The organism is Herbaspirillum sp. YR522 (assembly GCF_000282575.1).
Lineage (GTDB): Bacteria > Pseudomonadota > Gammaproteobacteria > Burkholderiales > Burkholderiaceae_D > Herbaspirillum.
Genome location: NZ_AKJA01000034.1, coordinates 1 through 24384 on the forward strand (window position 1 = coordinate 1; position 24384 = coordinate 24384).

Consider the following 24384-nt stretch of genomic DNA (forward strand, 5'->3'; position numbering starts at 1 on the left):
CGTTGATGATCTGCTGGATGAAGATGTCCATGAAACGAAGTCTCCTGTCTGGTTGACTTATGGGATGAGTCTGGTTGACTGATGGGATTACGAATGAATTGCGTGCTGGTCCAGTGCCGCCCGCGCCACGCGCGCCGCCGCCAGGTCCCACGACGCCTGGCCGACCGTCTTGAAGACCGGCAGCGCACCGTTGCGCGACAGGCTCGCGCCGCTCACCTTGCCCGACAGGACATCGCCGATGGCTAGCACCTGCTGCCAGTCTATCCCTGCCTGTATCAGGTCGCCGGCCTCGTGGCGGGCGCCGGCCGGGTCATCGACCACGATCCGACGCGCATGCAGCAGGGCCGGCGGAAACTCGGCCATGTCGGGCTTGAAGGCGCCCACGCCGATGACCAGCGTATCGGCGCCGATATGCTCGGGAATGACCGGTTGGCGCGCCGTGGTCAGTGCGATCACCACGTCCGTGACGGGTGCCTGGCTGGCCAGCAGCTGCGCCGGCAGCGGACTGGCGACCACCCCTGGATGGCGCTGCGCCAACGCAGCACAGAATTGCTGCATGCGCGGCAGGTCACGCGCGGCGATCCAGAACTGCCGCACACCGAAGATCTCGACCAGGGCATCGGCGTGCGCCACTGCCTGGGCGCCGGTGCCGATCAGCAAGGCCGAACCGGGCGCGCGCGGCAATAGCGTACGAATGCCCAGCATGGTCATGGCGGCCGTGCGCCGGCCCGTCACGGTGGGGCCGTCCAGCAGCGCGATACGACGACCGGTATCGGTCTCGAAGACCACCACTTCACCCTGGATCGCCGGCAAGCCGTGGCGGCCATTGTCGGCATGCACGGTAATGAGCTTGGTGACCGACAGGTCGTCGGCGATGGCCGGCATGCCCAGCAATACGCTGGATGGGTCGATCGGCACCACCTGGCGCTCCGGGGCGCGGATGGTGCCGTTGGCGAATTGCTGCGCGGCGGTGGCGAGGGCGTCGACCAGTCGCGCGTAGGGCAGCGCGACGGCGGTCTGCCGGGCGTCGAGAATATGCATGTCGGCCTCTAGCGCAGGAAGAACCCGGTCGGGAAGGGATCGGAGTCTTCCAGCACCCATTGGTTGGTACTCATGATGTGGGCGTGGCCGCTGACCTCGGTGAGTGCACCGTCGAATTCGCCGACCCGGGTAGTACCGATGACGCGCACGCCGAAGTTGCTGCCGACGATGCTGCCATTGACGTAAGGCTGCTCCAGCGCCAGCCGGCCCCGCAGGAACAATTGCGCGGCGCGCCCGGAAGTGCCGGTGCCGGTGGGCGAACGGTCGACTTCGCGATCGGCGAAGATGCACACATTGGACTGGTCGGCGCCGGGGAAATTGGGTTCGCTGTCGATGATGGTGCCATACAGCGCATCCAGGCCGGGCTCGAGCGGATGCCGGATCGCCACCTGTGCCTTGACCGCGGCCTTGGTCTCGGCACCCAGCTGTATCAGCTGGCGCACCAGTTCGGGCTTGACCGTCAGGCCGGCCTGGGCGGCGTTGATGTAGTAATAGAACGCGCCGCCGAACACGATGTCGCCCTGGATGCGGCCGAAGCCAGGCGTGTCGACCACCACGTCGCGACGATAGATGAAGGCGGGCACATTGCGAAAGCTCACGCGTCCGGCACGGGTGCCGTCCCATTCGACGAAGGCTTCGATGAAACCGGCCGGGGCGTCGAAACAGATGCGGGTGCTTGGCACGCTACGCTCGACATACCCCATCTCGACCAGCACCTTGCCCAGGGCAATGATGCCGTGGCCGCACATGTCGCTATAGCCTTCGTTATGGATGAAGATCACGCCGAAGTCGGCCTCGGGCGTGACCGGCGGCAGCAGGTAGGCGCCATACATGTCGGCATGCCCGCGCGGCTCGTTCATCAGGAACTGGCGCAGGTCGTCGCGGTGCTCCTTGAGCCAGGCCCGTTTTTGCAGGATGTTGGCGCCGGGCACCGGCGGCAGACCCGACACCAAGATGCGCAGCGGTTCGCCGCCAGTGTGCGCGTCGATGGTCTGGACGGTACGGGTATAGCTGAGCATGGAAAATCCTTGGTTCCGACGGTCGCGAGCATGTCCCGCCTGCGCCAGGCGGAAACGCGCGAAACTGGAACGATGACGATACGGTGGAGGATGGTGCGACCACGGCCGCTTCGCGTCGTCCGGTCGAGCAAGACCGGGGGCGAAGCGGCCGGCAGCAGGCTGGCTCGCCAGCTGCCTCGACCAGTGGATCAGTAGCTGGTCAGTGGCACAGGCACACCGTCCTTGAAGCGGTACACGGTCACCGGCGACTGCTTCAGGTCGTGGTTGGCGTCGAAGTCGTACTGGCCTGCCACGCCCTTGTAGCTGATCTTGGCCAGTGCCGGGCCGAACTGCTTGGGCTCGATCGAGTTGGCGGCCTTCATGGCCTGGGCGATCAGCATCATGCCGTCATAGAACGACACGGCGTAGGTCTCGGCGGGACGGCCGTACTTCTTCTGGTAGTCCTCGGCGAAGACCTTGCCGTCCTTGGCCTTGTCGAGCATCGTACCGCCTTGGGTACAGTAGACCGACTCGCCGATGGCGTCGCCACCCAGGCGTCCCATTTCAGGCGAGCAGATGCCGTCGCCGCCCATCAGCGTGGCATTGATACCGAGTTGCTTCATCTGGCGCTTGATCGGGCCGCCTTGCGGTGCATAGCCACCGATGAACACGGCGTCCGGCTTCTTGCCCTTGATCGAGGTCAGGATGGCGGTGAAGTCGGTTGCCTTGTCGTTGGTGAAGTCCTTGCTGACCACATCGATGCCGTTGGCCTTGGCCACCTTGCTGAATTCCTCGGCCAGGCCCTGGCCATAGGCGGTGCGGTCGTCGATCACCGAGACCCGCTTGACCTTCAGTTCCTTGGCCGCGTACAGGGCCATCTTGCCGCCCAGCTGGCTATCGCTGGCGGCCACGCGGAACAGCGTGGCAAACCCTTGCTGGGTGATCTTCGGATTGGAAGCCACGGTGGCCACCACCACGCCGGCGTCGTTGAACACGCGCGAAGCAGGGATGGTCACGCCCGAGTTGTACGGACCGACGATGGCCTTGATGCCCTGGTCAACCAGCTTCTGGGCCGCGCCCACACCCGACTTCGGATCGGCCTGGTCATCCTCGGCGATCACTTCGAACTTGAGCTTCTTGCCGCCCACCACGATACCCTGGGTATTGAGGCGCTCGACGGCCAGCATCAGGCCGCCCTGGTTATCCTTGCCGGCCGATGCCTGCGGGCCGGTCAACGGGCTGGAAAAGCCGATCTTGACGACCTGCGTTTCCTGCGCCAGGGCGAAGGCTGGAATCAAGGCCAGCGAAGCGGCGATGATGTTGAGTCCGGTGACGCGCTTGAACATTGAGTGTTTCCTCTCTCTAGAAGTCAGACTGCGGGTAAATGGGTTGCGACGCCGCAATAGCAGGATATCCCGCTGACCATGCAACCATGGCAGCGATTCCGTCGATGCTGTACGCACTGCGCCGTTGCAGGGTCGAACATGTGAAACCTGTTGATAAGTTTGCCGGAATACTGCTGTCGTCCGCGCAGATGCACCGCCGTTGGCGCACCATGCCCGCATTACGTTGTATATTTTTATGAGGGAGGATTCTATTTACTCTTTACTGATATTAGGCGCGTTTATTGCCTTTATAATCAAAATTAAATTCTCCAAAAAAATTCTGGACTAAATTAAATTCGGATTCATGCCGGCACTCGACAAAATCAGCAAGAAAATCCTGGCCGAACTGCAAAACGATGGCCGTATCAGCAATGTCGACCTGGCCGGGCGCGTGAACCTGTCGCCCGCAGCTTGCCTGGAGCGGGTACGCAAGTTGCAGGAGGCCGGCTACATCCTTGGCTTTGCCGCCCAGCTCAATCCGGAACTGCTGGATGTGTCACTGCTGGTGTTCATCGAGGTGGTGCTCGACCGCACCACGCCGGATGTGTTCGCCGAATTCAAGAAGAGCGTGCAGAGCATTCCCGAGATCATGGAATGCCACATGGTCGCGGGAGGTTTCGATTACCTGGTGAAGTCGCGGGTCAAGGACATGAACGCCTACCGCGAATTCCTGGGCAAGTCGCTGCTGCAACTCAAGGGTGTGCGCGAGACCCATACCTACGCCGTGATGGAAGAAGTCAAGAACACCATCCGCCTGCCGATCCGCTGAACGCCGACCGGCGTCGACGCATCCCTGCGCGCCGTACCTGCCCGATAGGTCAATAGGTGGCCAGGGGCACCATCTCGGTACCCTTGAACCGCAGGATGGTGACGGTGGATTCCTTCAGGTCATGCTGGGCATTGAATTCGTAGCTGGCCGTGATGCCCTTGTAGCGGGCGCGCGCCAGCGCCGGCATCAGTTGCCGGCCGTCGGTGGTTCCCGAGGAACGGATCGCATGTGCCAGCAACATGACGCCGTCGAAGTAGGAAGCGGCATAGACATCGGGCGCCCGCCCGAACTTGCGCTGGAAGCCGGCGGCGAACACGGCGCCGTCGGTAGCCTTGGTCAGCCATTCCCCACCCAGCACGCAATAGGTGTTGTCGCCCAGGGCGGCGCCCGCCGAACGCGCCACCACGGCCGAGCACAGCGTATCCCCGCCCAGCACCGCCAGGCCCATCTTCATGCGTCGCAGCTGCTTGACCAGGCTTGCCGCATGCTGTGAATAGGTGCCCAGGAAGACCGCCTCCGCATGGCTGTCGCGAATGCGGCGCAAGACGGCGCTGGTGGTGGCCTCATCCGCACCGGGCGGGATCTTTTCGCGGGCCCCGACCTGCAGGCCCTGCGACTTGGCGCTGCGCTGGAAGGCCTCGATGAGGCCATCGGCATAGGCGCTGCCGTCGTCGATGATGGCCACGCTGCCCAGCTTGAGGGTGCGCGCAGCGTAGCGCGCCATCTTGGCGCCGATGTCGCCATCGCTGGCCACGATACGGAACAGGTAGGGTTGCCCGAGCTGCGTCACCCGCGGGTTGGAGGCCGCCGTCAGCGACGGCGTCTGCCCATCGTTATAGGCGCGGGCGGCGCCCAGTGCAACGCCCGAATTGATCGGTCCCAGCACCGCGCTGACACCGATGGCCGCCATCTCGCGGGCGATCTCGGCGCCACGCTGCGGGTCGGACTCGTCGTCACGCACCACCGTCTCGAATCGCAGCGACTTGCCATCGAGCTCCATGCCCTGCTGGTTGAGTCGGTCGATGGCGATCTGCATGCCGTTGAGTGCATCGATGCCGATCGGTGCGCTGGGCCCGCTCAGCGGACCGCTGAACCCGACACGCACTATCTGTACCCGCTCTGGCGTATCGATCACCTCGGCGCGCGCCGCGAGGACGTCGAGCATCAGGGAGGCTGCCAGCGCAACGCGGGCCAGGACAGTGGATTGCATGCGTTCGGAAACCGGAAAGAAAGAGGCACGCCAATACTAAAATTAATTCTAAACAAACACAACCGATGCCCTCTTCGCTGGCCAATAATCGCCGCGTTCGGCCACGTCGCCGGCGAGACACCGGCGACATGGCCCGCACTGCATCAGAAGCTGGAGCGCACCCCCAGGATCAGGTTACGTCCGCCCATGGGCACCGATTCCTTCAATACCGAGGTCGACAGGCGAATATCCTGGTTGAGCAGGTTGCGCGCCAGGGCAAACCAGGTCAGTTTCACACCATTCAACCTCTGGGTATACGAGAGGTTGGCGTCGAGCTGGGTGTAGGACGGCGTCTCGAAGGTCTCGAAGGACGCCAGGCGGTCCTGCTTCCTGGCACGCAATACCTTCATGCCGCTGGCCCACGGCCCGGCGCGATACGCCAATTCGACCCCGTAACGGGTGGCTGGTTGCAAGGGCAGGCTGCCCTGGTTGTCGAGCGAGCCGCGCGACGTATCGGCAAAGGTCCGTGCCGCGAAACCGTCACCGTTCCAGTTGTAGCTCACTTCCACTTCGGCGCCACGGATGGTGGCATCGCCTTGCGACCAGAAACGCTGGGTGAATTCGCCACCGGCATCGGCATTGCCTTCTTCGTCCACCTGGCCATTGGTGCGTCCATAGATATAGTTGCTCACCTTGTTCTGGAACAGGTTGCCCTTCCAGCGGACCGGGCCCTCGGTTTTCTGCAGGGTCAACTCGATGTTATGCGAGGTTTCCTTCTTGAGCTGGCCATCACCGATGTCGAAGGTGGCGGTGGATTCGTGCGGCCCATTGGAGTACAGCTCCTCGACCGTCGGCGCCCGCTGCGCCAGCGAGTAGGTCAGGCCCAGGCCATAGCCGGGGGTGAAGGTCCACAAGGCACCGGCCGACCATGACAGCAGATTGAAATCGCGGCCACCCAGGCCGCTGCCGGCATCGGGCCGGCGCTTGACGCTTTCACCGCGCAGGCCCGCGCTGGCCAGTACCGGACCGAACTGGCGCTGTTCGACCAGGAAGCCGGCGAACGAACTGGAACGGGTCGGCGGGGTCAACTCGGCGCTGCCCGACTGGGCCGACAACGCGGAATAATTGCTCTGCTCGGTCTGTACCCCGAAGCTGCCACGCCAGCCGGCCAGCGGCGCGTGGGTCAGTTCCCAGCGGGTCTGCAGGGCGCGGTTCCTGAAGATGGTGGCGGGGGTGCCATCCTGCTGCTTCTCGGCATGGGTATAGTCGGTGTAGCCGAACTTGAAACGCATGCTCTCGATGCCGGCAAACGGGTCGCGTACCAGCGTGTCGATGTCGTAGCGACTCTGGTGCAGGTCGATGAACGAGTTCTCGGCGGTAGGAATGCCGTAGTGATCGTCCAGCGTCGAGGCCGACAGGCCGACATGCCCCCAGGATGCGATATAGGACGCGCCGGCTCCGCCGCTGGTCTCATGGGTGAAGCTGTTGGGCAGGCGACCGCTGGCGCTGTCGGGATTGCCCCGGGTGGCATTGCCCGGGATCTTGTAATTGTCGGTATCGCGATAATTGCCATCGACGTGCAGGCCGATCGGGCCGGCCGACGTGTCGAGCACGAAGGACCCGTTCTTCTCGCCGTCGACCGTACCGTATCGCCCTTCGACGGCCCCGGTCGGCTTGGGCAACAGCAGCGTGGGGATGCGCTCGTTGACCACGTTGACCAGGCCGCCGATGGCGCCCGATCCGTACAGCAGCGTGGCCGGGCCGCGCAGGATCTCGATCTGGCGTGCGGTAGCCGCTTCGGTCGACACCGCGTGGTCGTTGGAGACGGTGGACACATCGGAGACCGCCATGCCGTTCTGCAGGATCATGACCCGTGGCCCTTCCATGCCGCGGATGATGGGGCGCGAGGCACCGGCGCCGAAGGCCGATGCCGACACGCCCAGTTCGGACGACAAGGTGTCGCCCAGCGAGTTGCCCAGCTTGTTGCGCAGTTCGTCGCCGGCCAGCACCTTGGCCGGCGTCAGGACCTGGAGGTCTTCATCGGAAGCGAAGGGGTTGGCGGTGACCACGATCGGTTGCAGTGCCGGCGGCGCGTCGCCTTCGCCGGCTTGGGCGGCGGCCGCGGTCGACCACGATGCGAGAGCCGACAGCACCGCGGCTGCCAGATAATGTTGGCGTTGGTTGTACATTTGAATTCCTGGTGTGCATGCGCGCCGTATCGCGCTCCATCGCATGGCTACGCGCGGCGCATTCAGGCCGGCCGTCGCAACGCGTACCCATCGCCTGCGCTGGGGGCAGGGCGAGCGCGATCACGCAGGACAACCAGCAACGAGGGGCCTGTCGGCCCCGGTCAGTTCAGGGTGGAATTCAACGCGGCGGCGCGCGCGAGAGGAAGGGGCAATTGACCGGCGCGTCCCAGGACGCGAACGCCTGCCACAAGGCCAGCACGCGCACCGGCGGCAGCAAGGACAGGGAGGGGAAATCGAAGTGCATCACGGCCGCCAGGGTGGCGCCGTCGTAGGCTTCGCACGAATGGTGGTGGGCACCACCATGGGCGCTGGCAAGGTCAGCGCGATCCATGCCATCCACGTCGTGGTGCGCTGCCGGGGACGCGCGGGCTTCATCGAACAGCGCCTCGTCGACCAGCGAATGCACACTGCTACCCTGCCAGTTGGCGTGGGCGATGGCGTGCACCAGCCCCAACGCCTGGGCGAACAGCAGCGACATCACCAGCAAGGTGACGAAGATCTGTGTGCGCACGGGACGCTGGTTGGACATGGGGATATACATGATGACTGCCGACATACCGCGGGCTCGGCGTTGAATTTCTTCGATTGGCAAGGTCAAGCCCGGCGCTGCCAGCGGCGTGAGCCGCCTGGCACTTCGCGCCCCGTCAGCCACGGAGCGGCTCGACCCCGCACGCGCGATCAGTCGCCGTACAATTTCTGCTTGAGTTCGCGACGTTGCTGCGCTTCCAGCGACAGGGTTGCCGTTGGACGGGCCAGCAGGCGCGGAACACCGATCGGTTCACCGGTTTCTTCACACCAACCATAGTCGCCGCTGTCGATGGACACGATCGATTGCTGCACCTTCTTGAGCAGCTTGCGTTCGCGGTCGCGCGTACGCAGTTCGAGAGCGTGTTCTTCCTCGATGGTGGCGCGGTCGGCAGGATCGGGCACCAGCACGGTTTCGCGCAGGTGTTCGGTGGTTTCGCCCGCGTTCTTGAGCAATTCCTTTTCGAGCTGTTGGAGGCGGACCTTGAAGAACGCCAGCTGGGCCGGGTTCATATAGTCCTTCTCGTCCATCTTGAGGATTTGCTCTTCAGTCAGCAATGGTTGCGCTGCAGGGGTAGTTTTGGGAGTTTTGGTTGCCACTTCGCTTACTTTCAATACTACGGGTTTTTCAACTATCCAAATCCCGACGGATGCTTCGCTGCCGGAACCGGTCGCTTTTGAATCCACTTCCCTTGTCGCGTTCTTGCACCTCTTGGCTTGAAACTTGAGCGAGTGTCTGGCGGACTTGCCTCTTGCGGCCAAACGGGCCGGAGAAGACACTGCCATTTTCGCGGTCAGGATTGTACACCAACCGCTGGCACTGCAAGTCGTTGGAGTTCGCGCGGCGCTGGCGAGGCGCCGCTGCGGCAACCCGGGCCGGCGCAGGGCTGCAAGGATGATGCGCCCCGCGGCCGCCAGCACCAGCGGCGACGCACCGGAAAACAGCATCTTTCGCGGAGCCTTTCATCACTCCCCCTACGGGTAAGGCCATGCCGGCTGATTCCGCTTAGAAATTATGATGTTGCCAGGATCAGCTGATAGTCGACGGATCAGCAGAGTTATACCAGAAGATCGCCCCGAATGGGAGCCGCCTCACGTATGTCGCTGGCCACACACGGAACAGCCCGGGTCGCGCCCGACGTTGATCGAGGTCCATTCCATCTCGCGCGCATCGAGAATGAGCAGCCGCCCGGCCAGTGAGCGGCCGACGCCGGCTACCAGCTTGAGTGCCTCGGCGGCCTGCATGGTTCCGATAATGCCCACCAGCGGCGCAAATACCCCCATGGTGGCGCATTGCACTTCGTCGAATTGGCGCTCGGGCGGGAACAGGCAGGCATAGCAGGGACTGCCAGGGTCGCGCGAGTCGAATACGCTGACCTGGCCATCGAAGCGGATCGCCGCTCCCGACACCAACGGCACCGCAGCGACCACGCAGGCCCGGTTGATGGCATGGCGGGTGGCAAAGTTGTCGCTGCAATCGAGTACCACGTCGGCCTGTGCCACCAGCGCCTGCAGCCGCTCGCCTGCGAGCCGCTCGGCCAGCCCGACGACCTCGATCTCGGGATTGATCTGCTGCAGTGCCTGGCGCGCCGACTCGACCTTGGGCTGGCCGACGCGCGCGGTGGTATGCATGATCTGGCGTTGCAGGTTGGTCAGGTCCACCTGGTCGTCGTCGACCAGCGTGATGCGCCCCACCCCGGCCGAGGCCAGGTACATGGCCGCCGGAGAGCCCAGCCCGCCGGCGCCGATCACCAGCGCCCGTGCGGCCAGCAGGCGCGCCTGGCCCGGGACGTCGATCTCGTCGAGCAGGATATGGCGGGAATAACGCAGCAGTTGTCGATCGTCCATCGGGCAGGCTCTGGTGTTGGCCAAATGAAAACGGGCCGCTGACGCGACCCGCTACTACGCCAGGCATGCACCGCGATACCCTAGAGGTATCGCGGGCAGCATCACTTCTCGATTTTCTCGGGCGGCGTCTTGCTGTCCTTGGCGGGAGCGGCTGGCGTGGCGTTCTTGCCTTCCTCGTTGCGCACTTCCGGCTTGGCCTTGGAGACCTGCACCGGCAAGCCCTTCAGGTGGTTCAGCGCCTGGGTCAGCTGGAAGTCGTCCTTGCTGCCGAAATCGAGCGGCTTGCGCTTCTTCTCGGCGGCGATCAGGCGCTCCTCGGCCAGCTCGTCCATGGCTTGCGCCTTGACCTCGGCCGACTTGTCGGTGTCGTTGCTCAAGTGCTTGGACAGGTCGGCTTCGCGCAGGCGCAGGCCGTTCAGGCCGTCGCCGTCCGGGAACTCGTCGACCATGATGTCAGGCACGATGCCACGCGCCTGGATCGAGCGACCCTTGGGCGTGAAGTAGCGCGCCGTGGTCAGCTTGACCGCCGTGTTCTTCTCGGGCGGCAGCGCGATCACCGATTGCACCGAGCCCTTGCCGAAGGTCTGGGTACCCATGATGGTGGCGCGCTTGTAGTCTTGCAGGGCGCCGGCGACGATCTCGGAAGCCGAGGCCGAACCGCTGTTGACCAGCACCACCATCGGCACCTTCTTGATGGCCTCCGGCAGGCGCGACAGCGGATCGTTGAGCGGGCTGGAAGCGTAGAACTCGCGCTTGGCGTAGAAAGTTGCCTTGGAGCTCGGGATCTGGCCATTGGTCGACACCACCACCGAATCCTTCGGCAGGAACGCCGCCGATACCCCGATGGCACCCGGCAGCACGCCGCCCGGATCGTTGCGCAGGTCCAGCACCAGGCCCTTCAGGTTCGGCTCCTGCGCATAGATGGCGGCCAGGCGGCGCGACATGTCATCGACCGTCGGTTCCTGGAACTGGGTCACGCGCAGCCAGGCGTAACCAGGCTCGATGACCTTGGACTTGACGCTCTGGACGCGAATCTCCTGGCGGGTGATGGTCAGGATGATCGGCTTGTCCTCTTCCTTGCGGGCGATGGTCAGCGTGATCTTGGTGTTGGGCTCGCCGCGCATCTTCTTGACCGCCTCGTCCAGCGACAGGCCCTTGACCGGGGTGCTGTCGAGACGGGTGATCAGGTCGCCTGCCTTGATCCCGGCGCGAAAGGCCGGGGAATCCTCGATCGGCGAAATCACCTTCACGTAGCCGTCTTCCATGCCGACCTCGATACCCAGGCCGACGAACTTGCCCATGGTGCCTTCGCGCAGCTCCTTGTAGGCCTTCTTGTCGAGATAGGCGGAATGCGGGTCAAGCGAGGCCACCATGCCCGAAATGGCTTCGGTGAGCAGCTTCTTGTCTTCTACCGGTTCCACGTAGTCCGACTTGATCAGACCGAAGACATCGGTCAACTGGCGCATCTCCTCCAGCGGCAAGGCCGCCATCACATTCTTCTGCGCGATGGCGTCGAACTGAATCATCGCCGTGGCGCCCGCCACCATGCCCAACCCGATCAGACTGATATTCTTGAGTTTGCTGCCCATGTGTCACCTAGTAGTTACCCACGTGAGTGGGTCGAATGCGCGGCCCTGATGCCGCATTTCAAAGTATAAACCCGATTGCTCGTTACCGCCGCTATTGCCCGCAGTGGCGATGGTTTCGCCACCCTTGACCACATCCCCGGCGCGCTTGAGGATGGCCTGGTTGTTGCCATAGATGGTCATGTACTGGTTGCCGTGGTCGACGATCACCAGGTTGCCGAAGCCGCGCAGCCAGTCGGCAAACACTACCCGCCCACCGGCCACGGCCCTGACTTCGGCCCCTTCGGCGGCGCGAATGAACAGGCCCCGTGAGCTTGGTCCGTCGCCGCGCCGGCTGCCGAACCTGGCCGCCAGGTCACCCCTTACCGGCAAGCGCAGCTGGCCGCGCTGGCTGGCGAACGGCTTGCCGAAATTCTCCGACTGCGGTTCAGGCACCGTGTCGTTGCGTCCCAGCGAAGCCGATTGCGGTGGTTCGTCGTCGTCGATGGCATCGGACGGATCGGGCATCCTGGGGGCCGGCTTGCCGGCCTTGGCTGCCTGCGCGGCCCTTTCGGCGGCCCGCGCACGCTGCTCGGCCAGTCGCTTCTCGCGTTCGGCACGGGCTTTGGCCAATTGTTCCTGCCGGCGCTTTTCGCGCGCCTCGGCCTCTGCCTTCTTCTGCTGCTCGATCAGTTGCGCCAGGCGGTCGACCAGGCTCGACAGGCGTTGCTGGTCCTGTTCGATATGCCCGACTTCCTTGCGCTGGGCGCTCAAGCGCGTCGACAGCTGCGACAACAGCGTCGCCCGCTTGGCCTTTTCCTTCTCCAGGGTCTGCTTCTGCTCGTTCTCTTCCTGGGCGATCTCTTCGAGTTCGAACTTGGCGTTCTGGGTCTCGGCCTTGTTGCTGCGAATGGCCTGCAGGTTGGCACGCAGCGTGTCGATCAGCTTGGCCTGCGCCTGCGATACATAACCCAGGTATTGCAGTTCGCGATTGATGCGATTGGGGTTGTCGCCCGACAGCAGCAGCTTGATGCGGTCTTCGTTGCCGGCCACGTACTGCTCGCGCAGCAATCGCGACAGCTGCGCCTGCTGCGCATTGACCTGGGCGCTCAACTGGTTGAGCTGGCGTACCAGTTGCGCCAGTCGGCTCTCGGTCTGTTGCTGCTCCAGTGCCAGGTCGCGCAGCGAGCGGTTGGCGCGCGAGATGGCCTGCTCGGAGGCAGCCAGCGCATCGGCCGCGTTACCCTTGGCGGCCTCGGTCTGGTCGATATCGCGCTTGAGCGCCGACAGGCGCTGGCGCAGGTCGGCCTGCTCCTTCTCGGCCGCCTGCTTCTGGCGGGTGCGTTCGGTGATCGCCTGGGCCTGCACGGTGCCAGCCGGCAGCAAGCCCATGACGCCCAGCGCCAGCAGCAGGACGGCCGCACCGCACGCCGGATGCCAACCCGCCGGACGAACCAGCGCCAGCGGCACGCCGGACCGGGGTCGGGCATGCAGCGATGGCAGGGTTTTGCCGGGATGGGCGTCGTCGGACCTGGCGGTCCGGCCGGGACGACTGAGAAAACGCAGTTTTATTTCGACTTCCCTTGGTTGGCCACGGCCTTGAGCGCGGCGTCGATGGCGGACTGGTCGCCCAGATAGTAGCTCTTGATCGGCTTGAGATCGGCGTCCAGCTCATACACCAACGGCTGGCCGTTGGGGATGTTCAGGCCGACGATATCGTTGTCGCTGATGCCGTCGAGGTACTTGATCAGGGCCCGCAAGCTGTTGCCGTGGGCCGAGATGATGATCTGCTTGCCGGCGCGAATGGCCGGAGCGATCGAATCGTTCCACGCCGGCAGCACCCGGGCCACGGTGTCCTTCAGACATTCGGTCAGCGGGATTTGTTCGCGTGCCAGCCCGGCGTAGCGCGGATCGTCGTACGACGCACGCGGGTCGTCCTCGGCCAGCGGATTGGGCGGGGTGTCATAGCTGCGGCGCCAGACCAGCACCTGCTCGTCGCCGTACTGGGCGGCGGTCTCGGCCTTGTTCAAGCCTTGCAGCGCACCGTAGTGGCGCTCGTTGAGACGCCAGTCGTTCTTGACCGGGACATACATCTGGTCCATTTCGTCCAGCGTGGTCCACAAGGTGCGGATGGCACGCTTGAGCACCGAGGTGTACGCCAGGTCGAACACAAACCCGGCTTCCTTGAGCAACTTGCCGGCCTGGCGCGCTTCGGCCACGCCCTTCTCGGTCAGGTCGACGTCGACCCAGCCGGTGAACCGGTTGGCCAGATTCCAGGTCGATTCGCCGTGGCGCATGAATACGATTTTGTACATAGTTGGCTTTTTGATGGATGGAAAAAGCGGTGCAGGGAAGTCCGGGGGCGGCGCGGGGCGCCATGCACCGAAGAGCTTCCGGGCCCCGAAGGGCCGCGCGATCCGATAATGCGGATCGACAACTGCTTCTATTTTATAATGCCGGGATTAAGTAAACCCATTGGACCGCCGTGAAATTCATCATCGACAATATTTTCCTGATCGCACTGGCGCTGGTATCGGGCGTGGCACTGCTGGTGCCCTACCTGCAACAGCGCGGCAACAAGCTTTCCCTGCTGCAGGCAACCCAGATGCTCAACCAGGGCAAGACCCTGGTGCTGGACGTACGTGAGGCCGACCAGTTCGCCGCCGGCCACCTGCGCGACGCCCGTAACATCCCGCTCAAGGAGTTGCCACAGCGCATCGGCGAACTCGACAAGCTCAAGGGCCGCCCGGTGATCGTGGTGTGCCAGAACGGCAGCCAGGCCATGAAGGCCGAGTCTGCCCTGAAAAAGGCCGGCTTTGCCGATGTATATGGCCTCCAGGGCGGCATCTCCGCCTGGCAAGGCCAGGGCCTGCCGCTGACCGTAAAGGATGCAAAATGAGCGCCCCGGTAGTCATGTATTGCACGGCCGTCTGCCCTTATTGCGTCATGGCCGAACGCCTGCTGAACAACAAGGGCATCACCGAGATCCAGAAAATCCGCGTCGATCTCGAACCCCAGCAACGTGACCTGATGATTCAGAAGACCGGTCGCCGCACGGTGCCCCAGATCTATATCGGCGATACCCACGTGGGTGGCTTCGACGACCTGAACGCCCTCGAACGCGCCGGCAAGCTCGACCCCCTGCTGCAAGGCTGACGCTGCAACGGCCTGCACACTTTTAACTGACTTTAACGATACTGAAAGAGATCCATGTCGGAACAGACCCAACAGACTGAACAACAACCCGTCTTCCAGATCCAGCGCGTTTACCTGAAGGACCTGTCGCTGGAGCAACCGAATTCGCCGCAGATCTTCCTTGAGCAGGAATCGCCTTCGATCGAAGTGGCCGTCGACGTCAACGCCGAAGTGCTGGCCGAAGGCGTGTTCGAATCGGCCGTGACCATCACCGTCACCGCCAAGATCAAGGACAAGGTCGCCTTCCTGGTCGAGGGCAAGCAAGCCGGTATCTTCGAGATCCGCAACGTGCCGGCCGAGCAACTGGACCCGCTGCTGGGCATCGGCTGCCCCAACATCATCTATCCGTACCTGCGCGCCAACATCGCCGATGCCATCACCCGCGCAGGTTTCCCGCCGGTGCACCTGGCCGAGATCAACTTCGAGGTGTTCTATCAACAGCGCCTGCAGGCGCTGGCCGAGCAACAGGACGCAACCCTGGTCAGCGGCTCGAACGCAGTCAACTGATCTGGCGTGCCGGCCGCCATCGGGCGGCCCGGCCATTTCCTGCCTGGCCGGTGCCCATGCGAGCGCCGGCCAGCGATCCTGCGAAAGACTTCCCATGAAACTGCCCTTGTTCATCGCGGCCACGGTCCTGGGATCGACCCTGGCCCATCAGGCCTGCGCGCTCGATTTCAAATCCGTCGGTGGCGCCCCGGCAATCATGTACGACGCACCGTCCGAAAAGGGCCGGCGCGTGTATGTGGCGCCGCGCGGCATGCCGGTCGAAGTCGTGGTGACCTACGGTGAATGGAGCAAGGTGCGCGACGCCGCCGGTACCTTGTCCTGGATCCAGTCCAAGGCCCTCACCCCCAAGCGCATGCTGGTCGTCAGTGCTGCCAACGCGCGCGTGTTCACCACTGCCGACGAAGCCAGCCCGGTGGTCTTCACCGCCGACAAGAACGTGCTGCTGGAGATGATCGAAAGCCCCAGCAACGGCTGGGTCAAGGTTCGCCATCGTGACGGCCAGAGCGGTTTGGCCAAGGTCGGCGACGTATGGGGCGACTAGGCCCCACTGCACCCGAGCCACCTACTTCCATGAACATCACCATTCTCGGCGCCGGCGCCTGGGGCACGGCACTGGCCATCACACTGGCGCGCCGGCATGACGTCGTGCTGTGGGGACGCAACCGCGATGCCATGGCCGAGGCGCAACAGGCGCGCGAAAACCGTGCCTACCTGCCCGGCCTGCCGTTACCGGATGCGCTCACCGTCAGCGCCGACTTCGACCTGGCGGTCGATCACGTCTGCCGCGATCCATCATCATTGCTGATCGTGGCCTCGTCGGTGGCCGGCTTGCGCGGCCTGGCCGGCCAGCTGCGTGATCGCGCCATTCCCAACCTGGTCTGGCTATGCAAGGGACTGGAAGAACAGTCCCGTTTGCTGCCGCACCAGATCGTGCAGCAGGTATTGGGCGACAAGATCGCCGCCGGCGCCCTGTCGGGGCCCTCGTTCGCCCAGGAAGTGGCACGCGGCCTGCCCTGCGCCCTGACCATCGCCGGTGGCGACGCCGCACTTTGCCAACGGGTAGTCACGGCCGTCCACGGCGGCAATATCCGTATCTATTCCAGCGACGACCTGATCGGGGTCGAGATCGGCGGCGCCGTCAAGAACATCCTGGCCATCGCCACGGGCGTGGCCGACGGCCTGCAACTGGGCCTCAACGCCCGCGCCGCGCTGATCACCCGGGGCCTGGCCGAGATCACCCGGCTCGGGGTCGCGCTGGGCGGGCGTCCGGAGACCTTCATGGGGCTGTCCGGGGTGGGCGACCTGATCCTCACCTGCACCGGCGACCTGTCGCGCAATCGTCGGGTCGGACTGGGATTGGCGCAGAACAAGAAGCTCGACGACATCGTGACCGAACTGGGCCACGTGGCCGAGGGCGTACGCTGCGCCCAGGCCGTGCGCGAACTGGCGCGCGAGAGACAGGTAGACATGCCGATCACCGACGCGGTGGCCGCAGCCCTGTTCGATGGGGTGTCAGTGCAGGATATGGTGGCGCGCCTGCTGGCGCGGGACGCACGGGAAGAAACGGTCTAGGCACTGCAAAAACAACAGTCCCCACCGACGGCGACGCCGGTGGGGACTGTTTTCGTGACGGCCTCGGATGCTGCCTAGCGCAGCTCGGCAGCCGCCTGACTCAGCGCGCGATGATATCGCTCTGCATCTTCGGGCGCTTGAAGCGCTGTGGCGACCCACCTTCGACGACGTCGTCCATGTGCTTGGAAATCTTGTCGTAGGCCGAGCAGTCGTCGGCTTCGTCCTTGATGCGCTTGCTCAGGCGCGATGGGCGCGACTCGCCGGACATGACCAACTGCGCGGCGCGGCCGGCGTGATTGCGATTGACGGATTTATTGCGTTGAATGGCTTGCATCGTTCTTCCTTCTACGTCACCTGACGTTCTATGCTTTTCGATATTCCCCTATCGAAAAACCGCAGTGCCTCGAGCTTGTCGAATGGCAATGCTCCCCGGTACGACTACTCTGACTTATCTTTTCGACCACATCGCTCTTGACTGGCGCTTTAACTATGTAACGCTCAAGTCGCGATTTGGAATACGTGAAAAGTCAGGATTTTGTCAGCCAATTCGAATTTATTTTTTGACAATGGCCATTTGTTGCGACGCAGTGTCGTCTTCAATGCCTTAACCATGCAGGTTTGCGGGCGATTTCCCGTCAGTTGCGACCGTATTGACCAGCTAGCGCTACACGATGAAACAAATGTAGCCAAACGTATCGGCGACTTAAATACGACACGCGAAGTCAATTACCGGCTCGTCGAGCATGCCTGGGAGAAACGCGCGGCGGGGTCTACGCGGCCGACGTGGCTAGGAGGGGGAGCGCAGATCGAGATCGGCCGGGACCAGCGAGAACACCTTGGCATCGCGTGCCTGGCCATGAAAGACGAGGCGGTTGCGGGCCAGGCATTCCAGTGTGGCGCCGGTTTTCTCCGCCACGCGCTGGCTGCGCAGGTTGGCCGCCTGGACCACGATTTCCAACCGGGTCAGCCCCACCCGGGTGAAGGCAAAGCTGGCCGCGACGCGGGCCGCCAGGGCGGCTATGCCGCGCCCGGTATAGCCGTCGCGAACCCAGTAGCCCAGGTTGGCCAGTTGGTTGAGATGACTGATCTGGTTGATGGCGACCGAGCCGATGACCTCTCGCGAGGCGCGCGCGATGACGTTGAAGTCGTAGGCGGCGCGCATGTTCCACTGCTCGATACTGTTCTGCACGAACCGCTTGGCATCGGCCGGGGAATAATCGGGTGAGCACCAGGCTTCCCATTGACTGATGGCGGTGGCCGATTGATGTACGGCCTGATAGAGGGCCGGTGCCTCGCGCAACGCCAGCGGTCGCACCTCGATGTGGCTGTCGCAGTAGATGATTTGGCGGTCGCGGTCTATATGCTGGTTCATGCTGGAGATGGCGGCCTGAGAGGAGGACCGCCCACGCTCGCCATCTTACCCAAAAATGCAGGCATGCAACAAATGCGGTTCAAGCGCCCAAGTGGGGATGCAGGTCGGCCAGGCGTTCGATGACCACCACGCCATCGGGCAACTCCGGATGCACGCCGTGCTCCTGCAGCGCGATCACCTTCATGCCCGCCGCCAGCCCGGCCTGCACCCCCGGCAGGCTGTCCTCGACCACCGCGCAGCGCGCCGGCGCCACACCCAGGCTTTGCGCGGCGAACAGGAACAATGCGGGGTCGGGCTTCCAGCGCTGCACGTCATAGGCGCTGAAGATACGCCCGGAAAAATACGGCAGCAACCCGGTCACCCGCAGGCACAGCTCGATCTTGGGGTGCGGCGCATTGGATGCCAATGCGTAGGGGATGGACAGCGCCTGCACCATTTCCAGCGCACCGGCGATGGGTTGCAGCCGCGCCTCCAGCATGGTGCCCATCACCTCGCGCAGCTCCTTCTCGAAGCTGGCCGGCAAGGGCGCGCCGTGCAGGGCTTCGATGTGGGCCCGGCACAGCGTCATGCTGACGCCGCGAAAACGCTGCAGCGCCTCGCGCGCGGTCAGGTCGACGCCATACCGGGCAACGTATTCGGACCATGCTTGGGCGGCCACGACCTCGCTGTCGACCAACGTGCCGTCGCAATCGAAGATGACCAGGTCGATGGCGTTATCCGGATTCATTGCCTGTCCTTCAGAGTTCGCCGTAAGAGTGCAGGCCGGACAGGAACATGTTCACCCCGAGGAAGGCAAAGGTGGTCACCAGCAGGCCGACCAGTGCCCACCACGCGGCGACCTGACCGCGCAAACCCTTCATCAGGCGCATGTGCAACCAGGCGGCATAGTTGAGCCAGACGATCAGCGCCCAGGTTTCCTTCGGGTCCCATGACCAGTAGCCGCCCCAGGCCTCGGCCGCCCACAGCGCGCCCAGGATGGTGGCGATGGTGAAGAACGCGAAGCCGACCGCAATGGCCTTGTACATCACATCGTCGAGCACCTCCAGCGACGGCAGGCGATCGGCCAGGATGCCGCGCGACTTCAGCAGGTAGGCCACGGCGACCATCGCCGCCAGCGCAAACGTGCCATAGCCGATGAAGTTGGCCGGGACATGGATCTTCATCCACCAGCTTTGCAATGCCGGCACCAGCGGCTGGATCTCGGCCGCATCACGCGAGACCGTGTACCAAATCAGGAAACCAACCGCCGCCGAGATCACCGTCAGCACGAAGGCGCCCAGCTGGCGCGTGGCGTAATGCTGCTCGTAGTACAGATAGAACAGCGCCGTGATCATGCAGAACAGGATGAATACTTCATACAGGTTGGAGATGGGGATATGCCCCACATCGGGCCCGATCAGGTACGACTCGTACCAACGCACCATCATGCCGGTGAAGCCCAGGACCACCGCCGCCCAGCACAGCCTGGAGCCGATCGCAGTGCCGGTGCCGGCGCGCGTGGCCAGCCCGCCCCAGTAGAACAGGGTCGACAGCAGGAACAAGGCGCTCATCCACAGGATGGCCGACTGGCTCGACAGCAGGTACTTCAGGAAGAATTTCTTCTCTGCCATCTCCAGCGCACCGCCGTACATGGCGATGGCGCCCAGCGACAGCACCGCCAGCAGGGCGATGAGGGTGCGCACCGGCTTCCAGTGCCAACCAAGCCAGGCGAAGGTCGGGGCCGCCAGCAACAGCACCGCCTTTTCGTAGTAATCCATGTAGCCGCCGAAACGCGAGAGCGCGTAAAGCGCGCCTGCGACCAGGGCCGCAGCGTAGATCCAGTCCACGATGCCCAGCCGGCGCACGAAGCTTGGCTCCTGGGTATAACCTTGGGTTGCTTGCGTGATATCCATTGCGTTCTCCATATGAATGCAGCCTGCTGCATCCGCTCCTGCCCTGGTTGCCAAGGGCAGGAAAATTACCGCCATCGGTCGGCGGCTCGGTCTGCGTCGTGTATGCCACCGGCTTGTGATGCGCTGCTCCGCCGGTCTCGCCAATCAGTGCCTGGGTGAGGCCGACGCCGGTGCCAGCCGCACCTTCATCTGCTCGAATTCGCGATCGAAATCCATCGTACGGCGCTGCGTGCTCATGGCCATCAGCGCCTGGCTGCCCTGCCCATCGGCGCCCGGCTTGATCCAGATCCACAGGCGCCGCTCGCGGATGTACAGCATTGCAAACACGCCCAATACCAGCAACAGGCAGCCGAAGTAGACCACCTTCTTGCCCGGCGAACGGGTTATCTGCAGCACCGAGGCCTTGATCTCCTCGAATCCGGCCAGTTGCAGCAATACCGGCGCCGGATAGAAGCCGGCGTCGGCCAGCGCATTGATCGACAGCTGCAGGAAACGGCCGTTGGCTTCGTCGCTGGCGACTGGCTTCTGCCCATCCTGGACGCGCGCGGCCTGCCACAGCTCCCACATGCTGCCGTTGAGAATCTTCATGAAGATATCGGCCGCCTTTTCCTGCTCGGCCGCCGGCAGTTTCTCGAGGAAGCGGGTGACCGCGATGAAACCGGACTGGCTGCCGTCCCCGGCAAAGATATCCAGGCCACGCCGCGCCGACTGCTGCAGTTGCTCGCGCAATGCGGCCGGGGTCTCGCGTGTGCCGGCAATGGCATGCTGGGCGTAACGACGGGCGGCCTCCTGGCGCAGTTGCGGATTGGCCAGCGCCGCCCGCAGTCGCATCCATTCGACCACGCTGTCGTTTTCGTCGGCCGGGATGCGCAGATAGCGGAACGGCTGGTCGGGTTGTTCACGCATGCCCGCCAGGAACACATAGGCGCCATCGATCTGCATCGATTGCATGTAGTTCAGGTATTCGCGCGCCTGGCCGGTCTGGTCGCGCAGCTTGTACTGGACGGTCGGCCCGACGTTCTTGAAGTCCTTGCTGTTGGCGTTCTTGGCGCTGGACCCCAGATGCTTGTCGAGCCCATCCATGAAGCCGCGATTGATGTTCCTGCCGACATTGACCGCGCGTGCATCGCCGCTGGTGGTGCCGCCGTTGCCGCCGCCGGCATTCATGTTCTCCACATTGAACGGGCGAAAACCGCTCCATTCCACCGTATAGCCACCCGGCACCTGCGCCAGGGGGGTGCTGCCATTGACTTCGCCGGCCAGGTCGAAACGGGTGTTGGCGCCGCCGCGCATGGCGTAGCCGGTCAACTTGAGCTTGCTGCCACCGTCTTCGAAACTGGATTGGTAGAGCGCCACGCCGTCATAGATCAGCGGCTCGTTGACCTTGATGGTGGCCGCGGTCTCGCGCCCGGTCTGGTGATCGCGCACCACCACTTCGCTGGCGAACAGCTTGGGCATGCCGGTCGAGTAGAACTCGATGATGAAACGCTTGAGCTGGATGGTGAAGGGCAGGTCCTGGATCATCACGCCATCCTTCTGGGGGATGATCGCGGTGCTGCTGCTGGCGCCTTCTGGAATGAGCGTATTGCCGCGAAAGGTCGGGTTGCCCAGGCCCAGGCGATAGCGCTCCGGGATCTGCGAGATGATGCCGTTGCCGTTGAACGCTGCCTTGCCATAGAACCATTGCTGGAAGCGGATCGGCAAGTCCGAGTCGAGCAGTCCACCCAGGCAGATGATGACGATGGCCGCGTGCGCGAAGATATAACCCAGCTTGTTGGCCGCCCCCTGCTTGGCGGCGATCAGGATGGCGCCGTCCTTGTCGGCCAGCTTGACCTGGTAGCCACGCCCGCGCACCTGGGCCGCCAGGCGGGTGGCACCGGCCTGGACGCCTTCGACCAGGGTCCAAGCCATGCTGTGGTGGAAGTTGCGCAGCGACTGCTCGCGCACATTGTCGCGCCAGCTGCGCATGTCGCGCAGCATCTTGGGTGCGTTGCGGGCAATGCACAGCGATGTCGACAGCACCAGGAAACCCATGATCAGCAGGAACCACCAGGCCGAGTACACCGCATACAGGCCGGCCTGGTTGAACACCTCGAACCAGAACGGACCGAACTGGTTGACGTAGTTGGGCATCGGCTCGTTCTGCTTCATGACCGTGCCGATCACCGATGCGATCGCAATCAGGGTCAGCAGGCTGATCGCAAACCGCATCGACGATACCAGTTCGATGGCCTCACCCAGCCAGCGCTGCCGGGTCTTGATCAAAATTCCTTCGGTACTGCCCGTGGTCATATTTCTGCCTTATCGGATCCGTCTTGCCGGTCCGCCATTAATTCGATCGTTCAGTCGCAGGACCGAGCGTGATAAACCCGCAATTTTACCGCTCCAGGCGAAACTGCGTCGCCGCGCGCCTTCCGGCGTGCTCCGGCAGCCTGGCCGCCGATGAGCGGCTGCGCCGGCGCGGCGGCAAAAAAAGAGGCGGCATGGCGCCGCCTCCCGGTAGAGCTCGGCGAATGTCGATCAGCGCAAACCGGCGATGTAGTCGGCCACCGCCTTGATTTCCTTGTCCGACAGGCGCTCGGCAATGGTAGTCATCTGCGCGCTATTGTTGCGCGCACCGCCTCGGAACGCGGTCAACTGGGCCACCGTGTAGTCCTGGTGCTGGCCGGCCAGGCGCGGATACTGGGCGGGGATGCCGGCGCCGTTGGGGCTATGGCAGCCAGCGCAGGCCGGCACGTTCTTGGCCGCAATGCCACCGCGGAAGATCTGCTTGCCCAGGTCGATGGTGTCCTTGTTCCTGGCCGCGCCCGGCTTGGGCGCCTGGGTCACCAGATAGGCGGCAAGGTTCTTGATGTCCTCGTCGGACAAGGCCTTGGCCAGCGGCGACATGACCGGGTTGTTGCGCTCGGGGGTTCGGAAATTGCCCAGTTGCTTGGCGATGTAGGCTTCGTGCTGCCCGGCCAGCCTGGGATTTTGCGTGATGGTCGAGTTGCCAGCGGCACCATGACACGACACGCAGGCGACGATGTTGCGGGTGTTGTCGCCGTTGGTGTAGAGCGCCTCGCCCTTGGCCGGGTCGGCCTTCGCGGGTGGCGTCTTGGGGTCGGCTGCATGTGCGGGGGATGCTACTGCCAGCGATGCAACAAACAAGGTTTGCAACAATGGGGAAAAGGCACGGTTCATTCGTCACCCTAGTACTTATTGTGAATTGGAAGATTTTGCCCGTTTGGCGGCTGGCTGCCCCCATACCTTTTGCTGGTCATTTGACCTGTCTCCAACGGCCGCCATTTTTTGTTGATCCGGCGCAACACAGCAAGAGGTAGCGGCCCATTGTACAATAGGTTTTCCGCGTTTTTCCCCTCTTTCAATTTCCCTCCCCACCATGTCGCAACTTTGGCAAGCCCGCTTTTTCAACACCATCAATCATCTGCGGGACCTGCCCAAGACCGACATCGCGGAGGTCGCCTTTGCCGGACGCTCCAATGCCGGCAAGTCCACCGCGATCAACGTGCTGTGCAACCAGAAGCGACTGGCGTTTGCCTCCAAGACGCCCGGCCGCACCCAGCACATCAATTATTTCTCGATCGGCGGCGCCCACGTCGGGCAGCACCGCAACGACGTCGCGCGCCCGGACGAAATCCGCGCGCTGCTGGTCGACCTGCCCGGTTACGGCTATGCCGAGGTATCCGGCTCGGCCAAGCATCACTGGCAGGCGCTGCTGGGCGACTATGTGCGGCATCGACAACAACTGGCGGCGCTGGTGCTGATCGTCGATTCGCGCCGGCCCTTCACCGAACTCGATATCCAGATGATCGAGTGGTTCGCACCGACCGGCAAGCCCATTCATTGCCTGTTGTCCAAGTGCGACAAGCTCAATCGCAACGACGCCACCAAGGCGCTGGCCCAGGCCCGCACCTACCTGGCCAGCTATGTCGATGCCGATGGCAATCCGTTCCCGTTTACGGCGCAGTTGTTCTCGTCGCTCAAGCGGGTTGGACTGGAAGAAGCCAATGACCGGATCCTGGAACTGGCGGGCCTGACCGGCGAGCCTGCCGAAGGCGGCCACCCGCCAGGCGACGAACACGACGATGACCAAGGCCGGCACGCCCAGGCTGATGCAGCGCAAGGCGACCAGCCAGCTTCGTGATTAGAATCGACTGGACCGGCGAACTACCGATTTGAACCCCGCAGACAAAAAAAAGCCCTGGAGAAAGGGGAACAATCTCCAGGGCCCAACGCCTCTCGATTGCACGAGCGGCCCCGCTCAGGGAGGGAAG

Annotated in this window: 24 protein-coding genes; 7 read left to right on the forward strand and 17 right to left on the reverse strand. The window is 63.6% G+C overall.

Annotated features, from left to right (window positions below):
• Positions 1–87: 87 nt before the first annotated feature.
• The 3 genes from PMI40_RS05690 to PMI40_RS05700 all read right to left on the reverse strand — a co-directional run bounded on the left by PMI40_RS05690 (position 88) and on the right by PMI40_RS05700 (position 3385).
• A complete protein-coding gene (locus PMI40_RS05690; protein ID WP_008113079.1) occupies positions 88–1041 on the reverse strand; it encodes a delta(1)-pyrroline-2-carboxylate reductase family protein in 954 nt (317 codons plus the stop codon).
• A gap of 8 nt (positions 1042–1049) precedes the next feature.
• Positions 1050–2060 (reverse strand): trans-3-hydroxy-L-proline dehydratase, encoded by a 1011-nt coding sequence (lhpH, locus tag PMI40_RS05695; RefSeq protein WP_008113081.1) that lies wholly within the window; start codon positions 2058–2060, stop codon positions 1050–1052.
• A 188-nt stretch (positions 2061–2248) separates the two neighbouring features.
• Positions 2249–3385, reverse strand: coding sequence for a branched-chain amino acid ABC transporter substrate-binding protein (locus PMI40_RS05700; protein ID WP_008113082.1), 1137 nt, complete (start codon positions 3383–3385; stop codon positions 2249–2251).
• 343 nt (positions 3386–3728) lie between these two features.
• Between PMI40_RS05700 and PMI40_RS05705 the strand changes: the two genes are divergently transcribed.
• Complete coding sequence (locus tag PMI40_RS05705; protein ID WP_008113083.1) at positions 3729–4193, forward strand: Lrp/AsnC ligand binding domain-containing protein; 465 nt, start codon at positions 3729–3731, stop codon at positions 4191–4193.
• 49 nt (positions 4194–4242) lie between these two features.
• On the opposite strand, the gene PMI40_RS05710 is transcribed toward PMI40_RS05705, so the two are convergent.
• From PMI40_RS05710 to gpmA, 8 genes are all read right to left on the reverse strand, one after another.
• Complete coding sequence (locus PMI40_RS05710; RefSeq protein ID WP_008113084.1) at positions 4243–5403, reverse strand: branched-chain amino acid ABC transporter substrate-binding protein; 1161 nt, start codon at positions 5401–5403, stop codon at positions 4243–4245.
• Positions 5404–5546: 143 nt separating this feature from the next.
• Positions 5547–7571 carry a TonB-dependent receptor gene (locus PMI40_RS05715; protein WP_008113085.1) on the reverse strand — a complete coding sequence of 675 codons (2025 nt, stop codon included), beginning with the start codon at positions 7569–7571 and terminating at the stop codon, positions 5547–5549.
• A 178-nt stretch (positions 7572–7749) separates the two neighbouring features.
• Positions 7750–8172 carry a hypothetical protein gene (locus PMI40_RS05720; RefSeq protein WP_238540897.1) on the reverse strand — a complete coding sequence of 141 codons (423 nt, stop codon included), beginning with the start codon at positions 8170–8172 and terminating at the stop codon, positions 7750–7752.
• Between the two features lie 137 nt (positions 8173–8309).
• Positions 8310–9104 carry an RNA polymerase-binding protein DksA gene (gene dksA / locus PMI40_RS24350; protein ID WP_238540898.1) on the reverse strand — a complete coding sequence of 265 codons (795 nt, stop codon included), beginning with the start codon at positions 9102–9104 and terminating at the stop codon, positions 8310–8312.
• A gap of 144 nt (positions 9105–9248) precedes the next feature.
• Positions 9249–10004 (reverse strand): molybdopterin-synthase adenylyltransferase MoeB, encoded by a 756-nt coding sequence (locus tag PMI40_RS05730; protein ID WP_008113089.1) that lies wholly within the window; start codon positions 10002–10004, stop codon positions 9249–9251.
• Positions 10005–10105: 101 nt separating this feature from the next.
• Positions 10106–11593 carry a S41 family peptidase gene (locus PMI40_RS05735; RefSeq protein ID WP_008113091.1) on the reverse strand — a complete coding sequence of 496 codons (1488 nt, stop codon included), beginning with the start codon at positions 11591–11593 and terminating at the stop codon, positions 10106–10108.
• A gap of 3 nt (positions 11594–11596) precedes the next feature.
• Positions 11597–12961, reverse strand: coding sequence for a murein hydrolase activator EnvC (locus PMI40_RS05740; RefSeq protein WP_008113094.1), 1365 nt, complete (start codon positions 12959–12961; stop codon positions 11597–11599).
• 176 nt (positions 12962–13137) lie between these two features.
• Positions 13138–13884 (reverse strand): 2,3-diphosphoglycerate-dependent phosphoglycerate mutase, encoded by a 747-nt coding sequence (gene gpmA / locus PMI40_RS05745; protein ID WP_008113096.1) that lies wholly within the window; start codon positions 13882–13884, stop codon positions 13138–13140.
• A gap of 170 nt (positions 13885–14054) precedes the next feature.
• Here gpmA and PMI40_RS05750 point away from each other — a divergent pair, with 170 nt between their 5' ends.
• The 5 genes from PMI40_RS05750 to PMI40_RS05770 all read left to right on the forward strand — a co-directional run bounded on the left by PMI40_RS05750 (position 14055) and on the right by PMI40_RS05770 (position 16843).
• Entirely contained in the window at positions 14055–14468 is a 414-nt protein-coding gene (locus tag PMI40_RS05750) for a rhodanese-like domain-containing protein (RefSeq protein WP_008113098.1), read from the forward strand.
• Positions 14465–14725, forward strand: coding sequence for a glutaredoxin 3 (grxC, locus tag PMI40_RS05755; RefSeq protein WP_008113099.1), 261 nt, complete (start codon positions 14465–14467; stop codon positions 14723–14725). Before PMI40_RS05750 ends, grxC begins: the two co-directional genes overlap by 4 nt.
• A 54-nt stretch (positions 14726–14779) precedes the next feature.
• Positions 14780–15271, forward strand: a complete 492-nt coding sequence (gene secB, locus PMI40_RS05760; RefSeq protein ID WP_008113100.1) for a protein-export chaperone SecB — start codon at positions 14780–14782, stop codon at positions 15269–15271.
• 94 nt (positions 15272–15365) lie between these two features.
• A complete protein-coding gene (locus tag PMI40_RS05765; RefSeq protein ID WP_008113101.1) occupies positions 15366–15812 on the forward strand; it encodes an SH3 domain-containing protein in 447 nt (148 codons plus the stop codon).
• A 29-nt stretch (positions 15813–15841) separates the two neighbouring features.
• Positions 15842–16843 carry an NAD(P)H-dependent glycerol-3-phosphate dehydrogenase gene (locus tag PMI40_RS05770; RefSeq protein WP_008113102.1) on the forward strand — a complete coding sequence of 334 codons (1002 nt, stop codon included), beginning with the start codon at positions 15842–15844 and terminating at the stop codon, positions 16841–16843.
• 100 nt (positions 16844–16943) lie between these two features.
• On the opposite strand, the gene PMI40_RS05775 is transcribed toward PMI40_RS05770, so the two are convergent.
• From PMI40_RS05775 to PMI40_RS05800, 6 genes are all read right to left on the reverse strand, one after another.
• On the reverse strand, positions 16944–17177 hold the full coding sequence (locus PMI40_RS05775) for a hypothetical protein (RefSeq protein ID WP_008113103.1): 234 nt from the start codon (positions 17175–17177) through the stop codon (positions 16944–16946).
• A 453-nt stretch (positions 17178–17630) separates the two neighbouring features.
• A complete protein-coding gene (locus tag PMI40_RS05780; protein ID WP_008113104.1) occupies positions 17631–18215 on the reverse strand; it encodes a GNAT family N-acetyltransferase in 585 nt (194 codons plus the stop codon).
• Between the two features lie 79 nt (positions 18216–18294).
• Positions 18295–18942 (reverse strand): HAD family phosphatase, encoded by a 648-nt coding sequence (locus PMI40_RS05785; RefSeq protein ID WP_008113106.1) that lies wholly within the window; start codon positions 18940–18942, stop codon positions 18295–18297.
• A gap of 10 nt (positions 18943–18952) precedes the next feature.
• Complete coding sequence (ccsB, locus tag PMI40_RS05790; RefSeq protein ID WP_008113108.1) at positions 18953–20107, reverse strand: c-type cytochrome biogenesis protein CcsB; 1155 nt, start codon at positions 20105–20107, stop codon at positions 18953–18955.
• 144 nt (positions 20108–20251) lie between these two features.
• A complete protein-coding gene (locus PMI40_RS05795; protein ID WP_008113110.1) occupies positions 20252–22399 on the reverse strand; it encodes a cytochrome c biogenesis protein ResB in 2148 nt (715 codons plus the stop codon).
• 228 nt (positions 22400–22627) lie between these two features.
• Complete coding sequence (locus tag PMI40_RS05800) at positions 22628–23290, reverse strand: cytochrome c (protein ID WP_008113111.1); 663 nt, start codon at positions 23288–23290, stop codon at positions 22628–22630.
• 199 nt (positions 23291–23489) lie between these two features.
• Here PMI40_RS05800 and yihA point away from each other — a divergent pair, with 199 nt between their 5' ends.
• Positions 23490–24254: a ribosome biogenesis GTP-binding protein YihA/YsxC gene (gene yihA, locus PMI40_RS05805; RefSeq protein ID WP_008113113.1), complete on the forward strand. Its 765-nt coding sequence runs from the start codon at positions 23490–23492 to the stop codon at positions 24252–24254.
• The last annotated feature ends 130 nt before the right edge of the window (positions 24255–24384 follow it).

What these genes read in the sequence shown, in the direction of transcription:
- PMI40_RS05690 (WP_008113079.1), bottom strand. Translation starts at nt 1,041, where the DNA reads ATGCATATTCTCGACGCCCGGCAGACCGCCGTCGCGCTGCCCTACGCG.
- lhpH (WP_008113081.1), bottom strand. Translation starts at nt 2,060, where the DNA reads ATGCTCAGCTATACCCGTACCGTCCAGACCATCGACGCGCACACTGGC.
- PMI40_RS05700 (WP_008113082.1), bottom strand. Translation starts at nt 3,385, where the DNA reads ATGTTCAAGCGCGTCACCGGACTCAACATCATCGCCGCTTCGCTGGCC.
- PMI40_RS05705 (WP_008113083.1), top strand. Translation starts at nt 3,729, where the DNA reads ATGCCGGCACTCGACAAAATCAGCAAGAAAATCCTGGCCGAACTGCAA.
- PMI40_RS05710 (WP_008113084.1), bottom strand. Translation starts at nt 5,403, where the DNA reads ATGCAATCCACTGTCCTGGCCCGCGTTGCGCTGGCAGCCTCCCTGATG.
- PMI40_RS05715 (WP_008113085.1), bottom strand. Translation starts at nt 7,571, where the DNA reads ATGTACAACCAACGCCAACATTATCTGGCAGCCGCGGTGCTGTCGGCT.
- PMI40_RS05720 (WP_238540897.1), bottom strand. Translation starts at nt 8,172, where the DNA reads ATGTATATCCCCATGTCCAACCAGCGTCCCGTGCGCACACAGATCTTC.
- dksA (WP_238540898.1), bottom strand. Translation starts at nt 9,104, where the DNA reads ATGCTGTTTTCCGGTGCGTCGCCGCTGGTGCTGGCGGCCGCGGGGCGC.
- PMI40_RS05730 (WP_008113089.1), bottom strand. Translation starts at nt 10,004, where the DNA reads ATGGACGATCGACAACTGCTGCGTTATTCCCGCCATATCCTGCTCGAC.
- PMI40_RS05735 (WP_008113091.1), bottom strand. Translation starts at nt 11,593, where the DNA reads ATGGGCAGCAAACTCAAGAATATCAGTCTGATCGGGTTGGGCATGGTG.
- PMI40_RS05740 (WP_008113094.1), bottom strand. Translation starts at nt 12,961, where the DNA reads ATGGGCTTGCTGCCGGCTGGCACCGTGCAGGCCCAGGCGATCACCGAA.
- gpmA (WP_008113096.1), bottom strand. Translation starts at nt 13,884, where the DNA reads ATGTACAAAATCGTATTCATGCGCCACGGCGAATCGACCTGGAATCTG.
- grxC (WP_008113099.1), top strand. Translation starts at nt 14,465, where the DNA reads ATGAGCGCCCCGGTAGTCATGTATTGCACGGCCGTCTGCCCTTATTGC.
- secB (WP_008113100.1), top strand. Translation starts at nt 14,780, where the DNA reads ATGTCGGAACAGACCCAACAGACTGAACAACAACCCGTCTTCCAGATC.
- PMI40_RS05765 (WP_008113101.1), top strand. Translation starts at nt 15,366, where the DNA reads ATGAAACTGCCCTTGTTCATCGCGGCCACGGTCCTGGGATCGACCCTG.
- PMI40_RS05770 (WP_008113102.1), top strand. Translation starts at nt 15,842, where the DNA reads ATGAACATCACCATTCTCGGCGCCGGCGCCTGGGGCACGGCACTGGCC.
- PMI40_RS05775 (WP_008113103.1), bottom strand. Translation starts at nt 17,177, where the DNA reads ATGCAAGCCATTCAACGCAATAAATCCGTCAATCGCAATCACGCCGGC.
- PMI40_RS05780 (WP_008113104.1), bottom strand. Translation starts at nt 18,215, where the DNA reads ATGAACCAGCATATAGACCGCGACCGCCAAATCATCTACTGCGACAGC.
- PMI40_RS05785 (WP_008113106.1), bottom strand. Translation starts at nt 18,942, where the DNA reads ATGAATCCGGATAACGCCATCGACCTGGTCATCTTCGATTGCGACGGC.
- ccsB (WP_008113108.1), bottom strand. Translation starts at nt 20,107, where the DNA reads ATGGATATCACGCAAGCAACCCAAGGTTATACCCAGGAGCCAAGCTTC.
- PMI40_RS05795 (WP_008113110.1), bottom strand. Translation starts at nt 22,399, where the DNA reads ATGACCACGGGCAGTACCGAAGGAATTTTGATCAAGACCCGGCAGCGC.
- PMI40_RS05800 (WP_008113111.1), bottom strand. Translation starts at nt 23,290, where the DNA reads ATGAACCGTGCCTTTTCCCCATTGTTGCAAACCTTGTTTGTTGCATCG.
- yihA (WP_008113113.1), top strand. Translation starts at nt 23,490, where the DNA reads ATGTCGCAACTTTGGCAAGCCCGCTTTTTCAACACCATCAATCATCTG.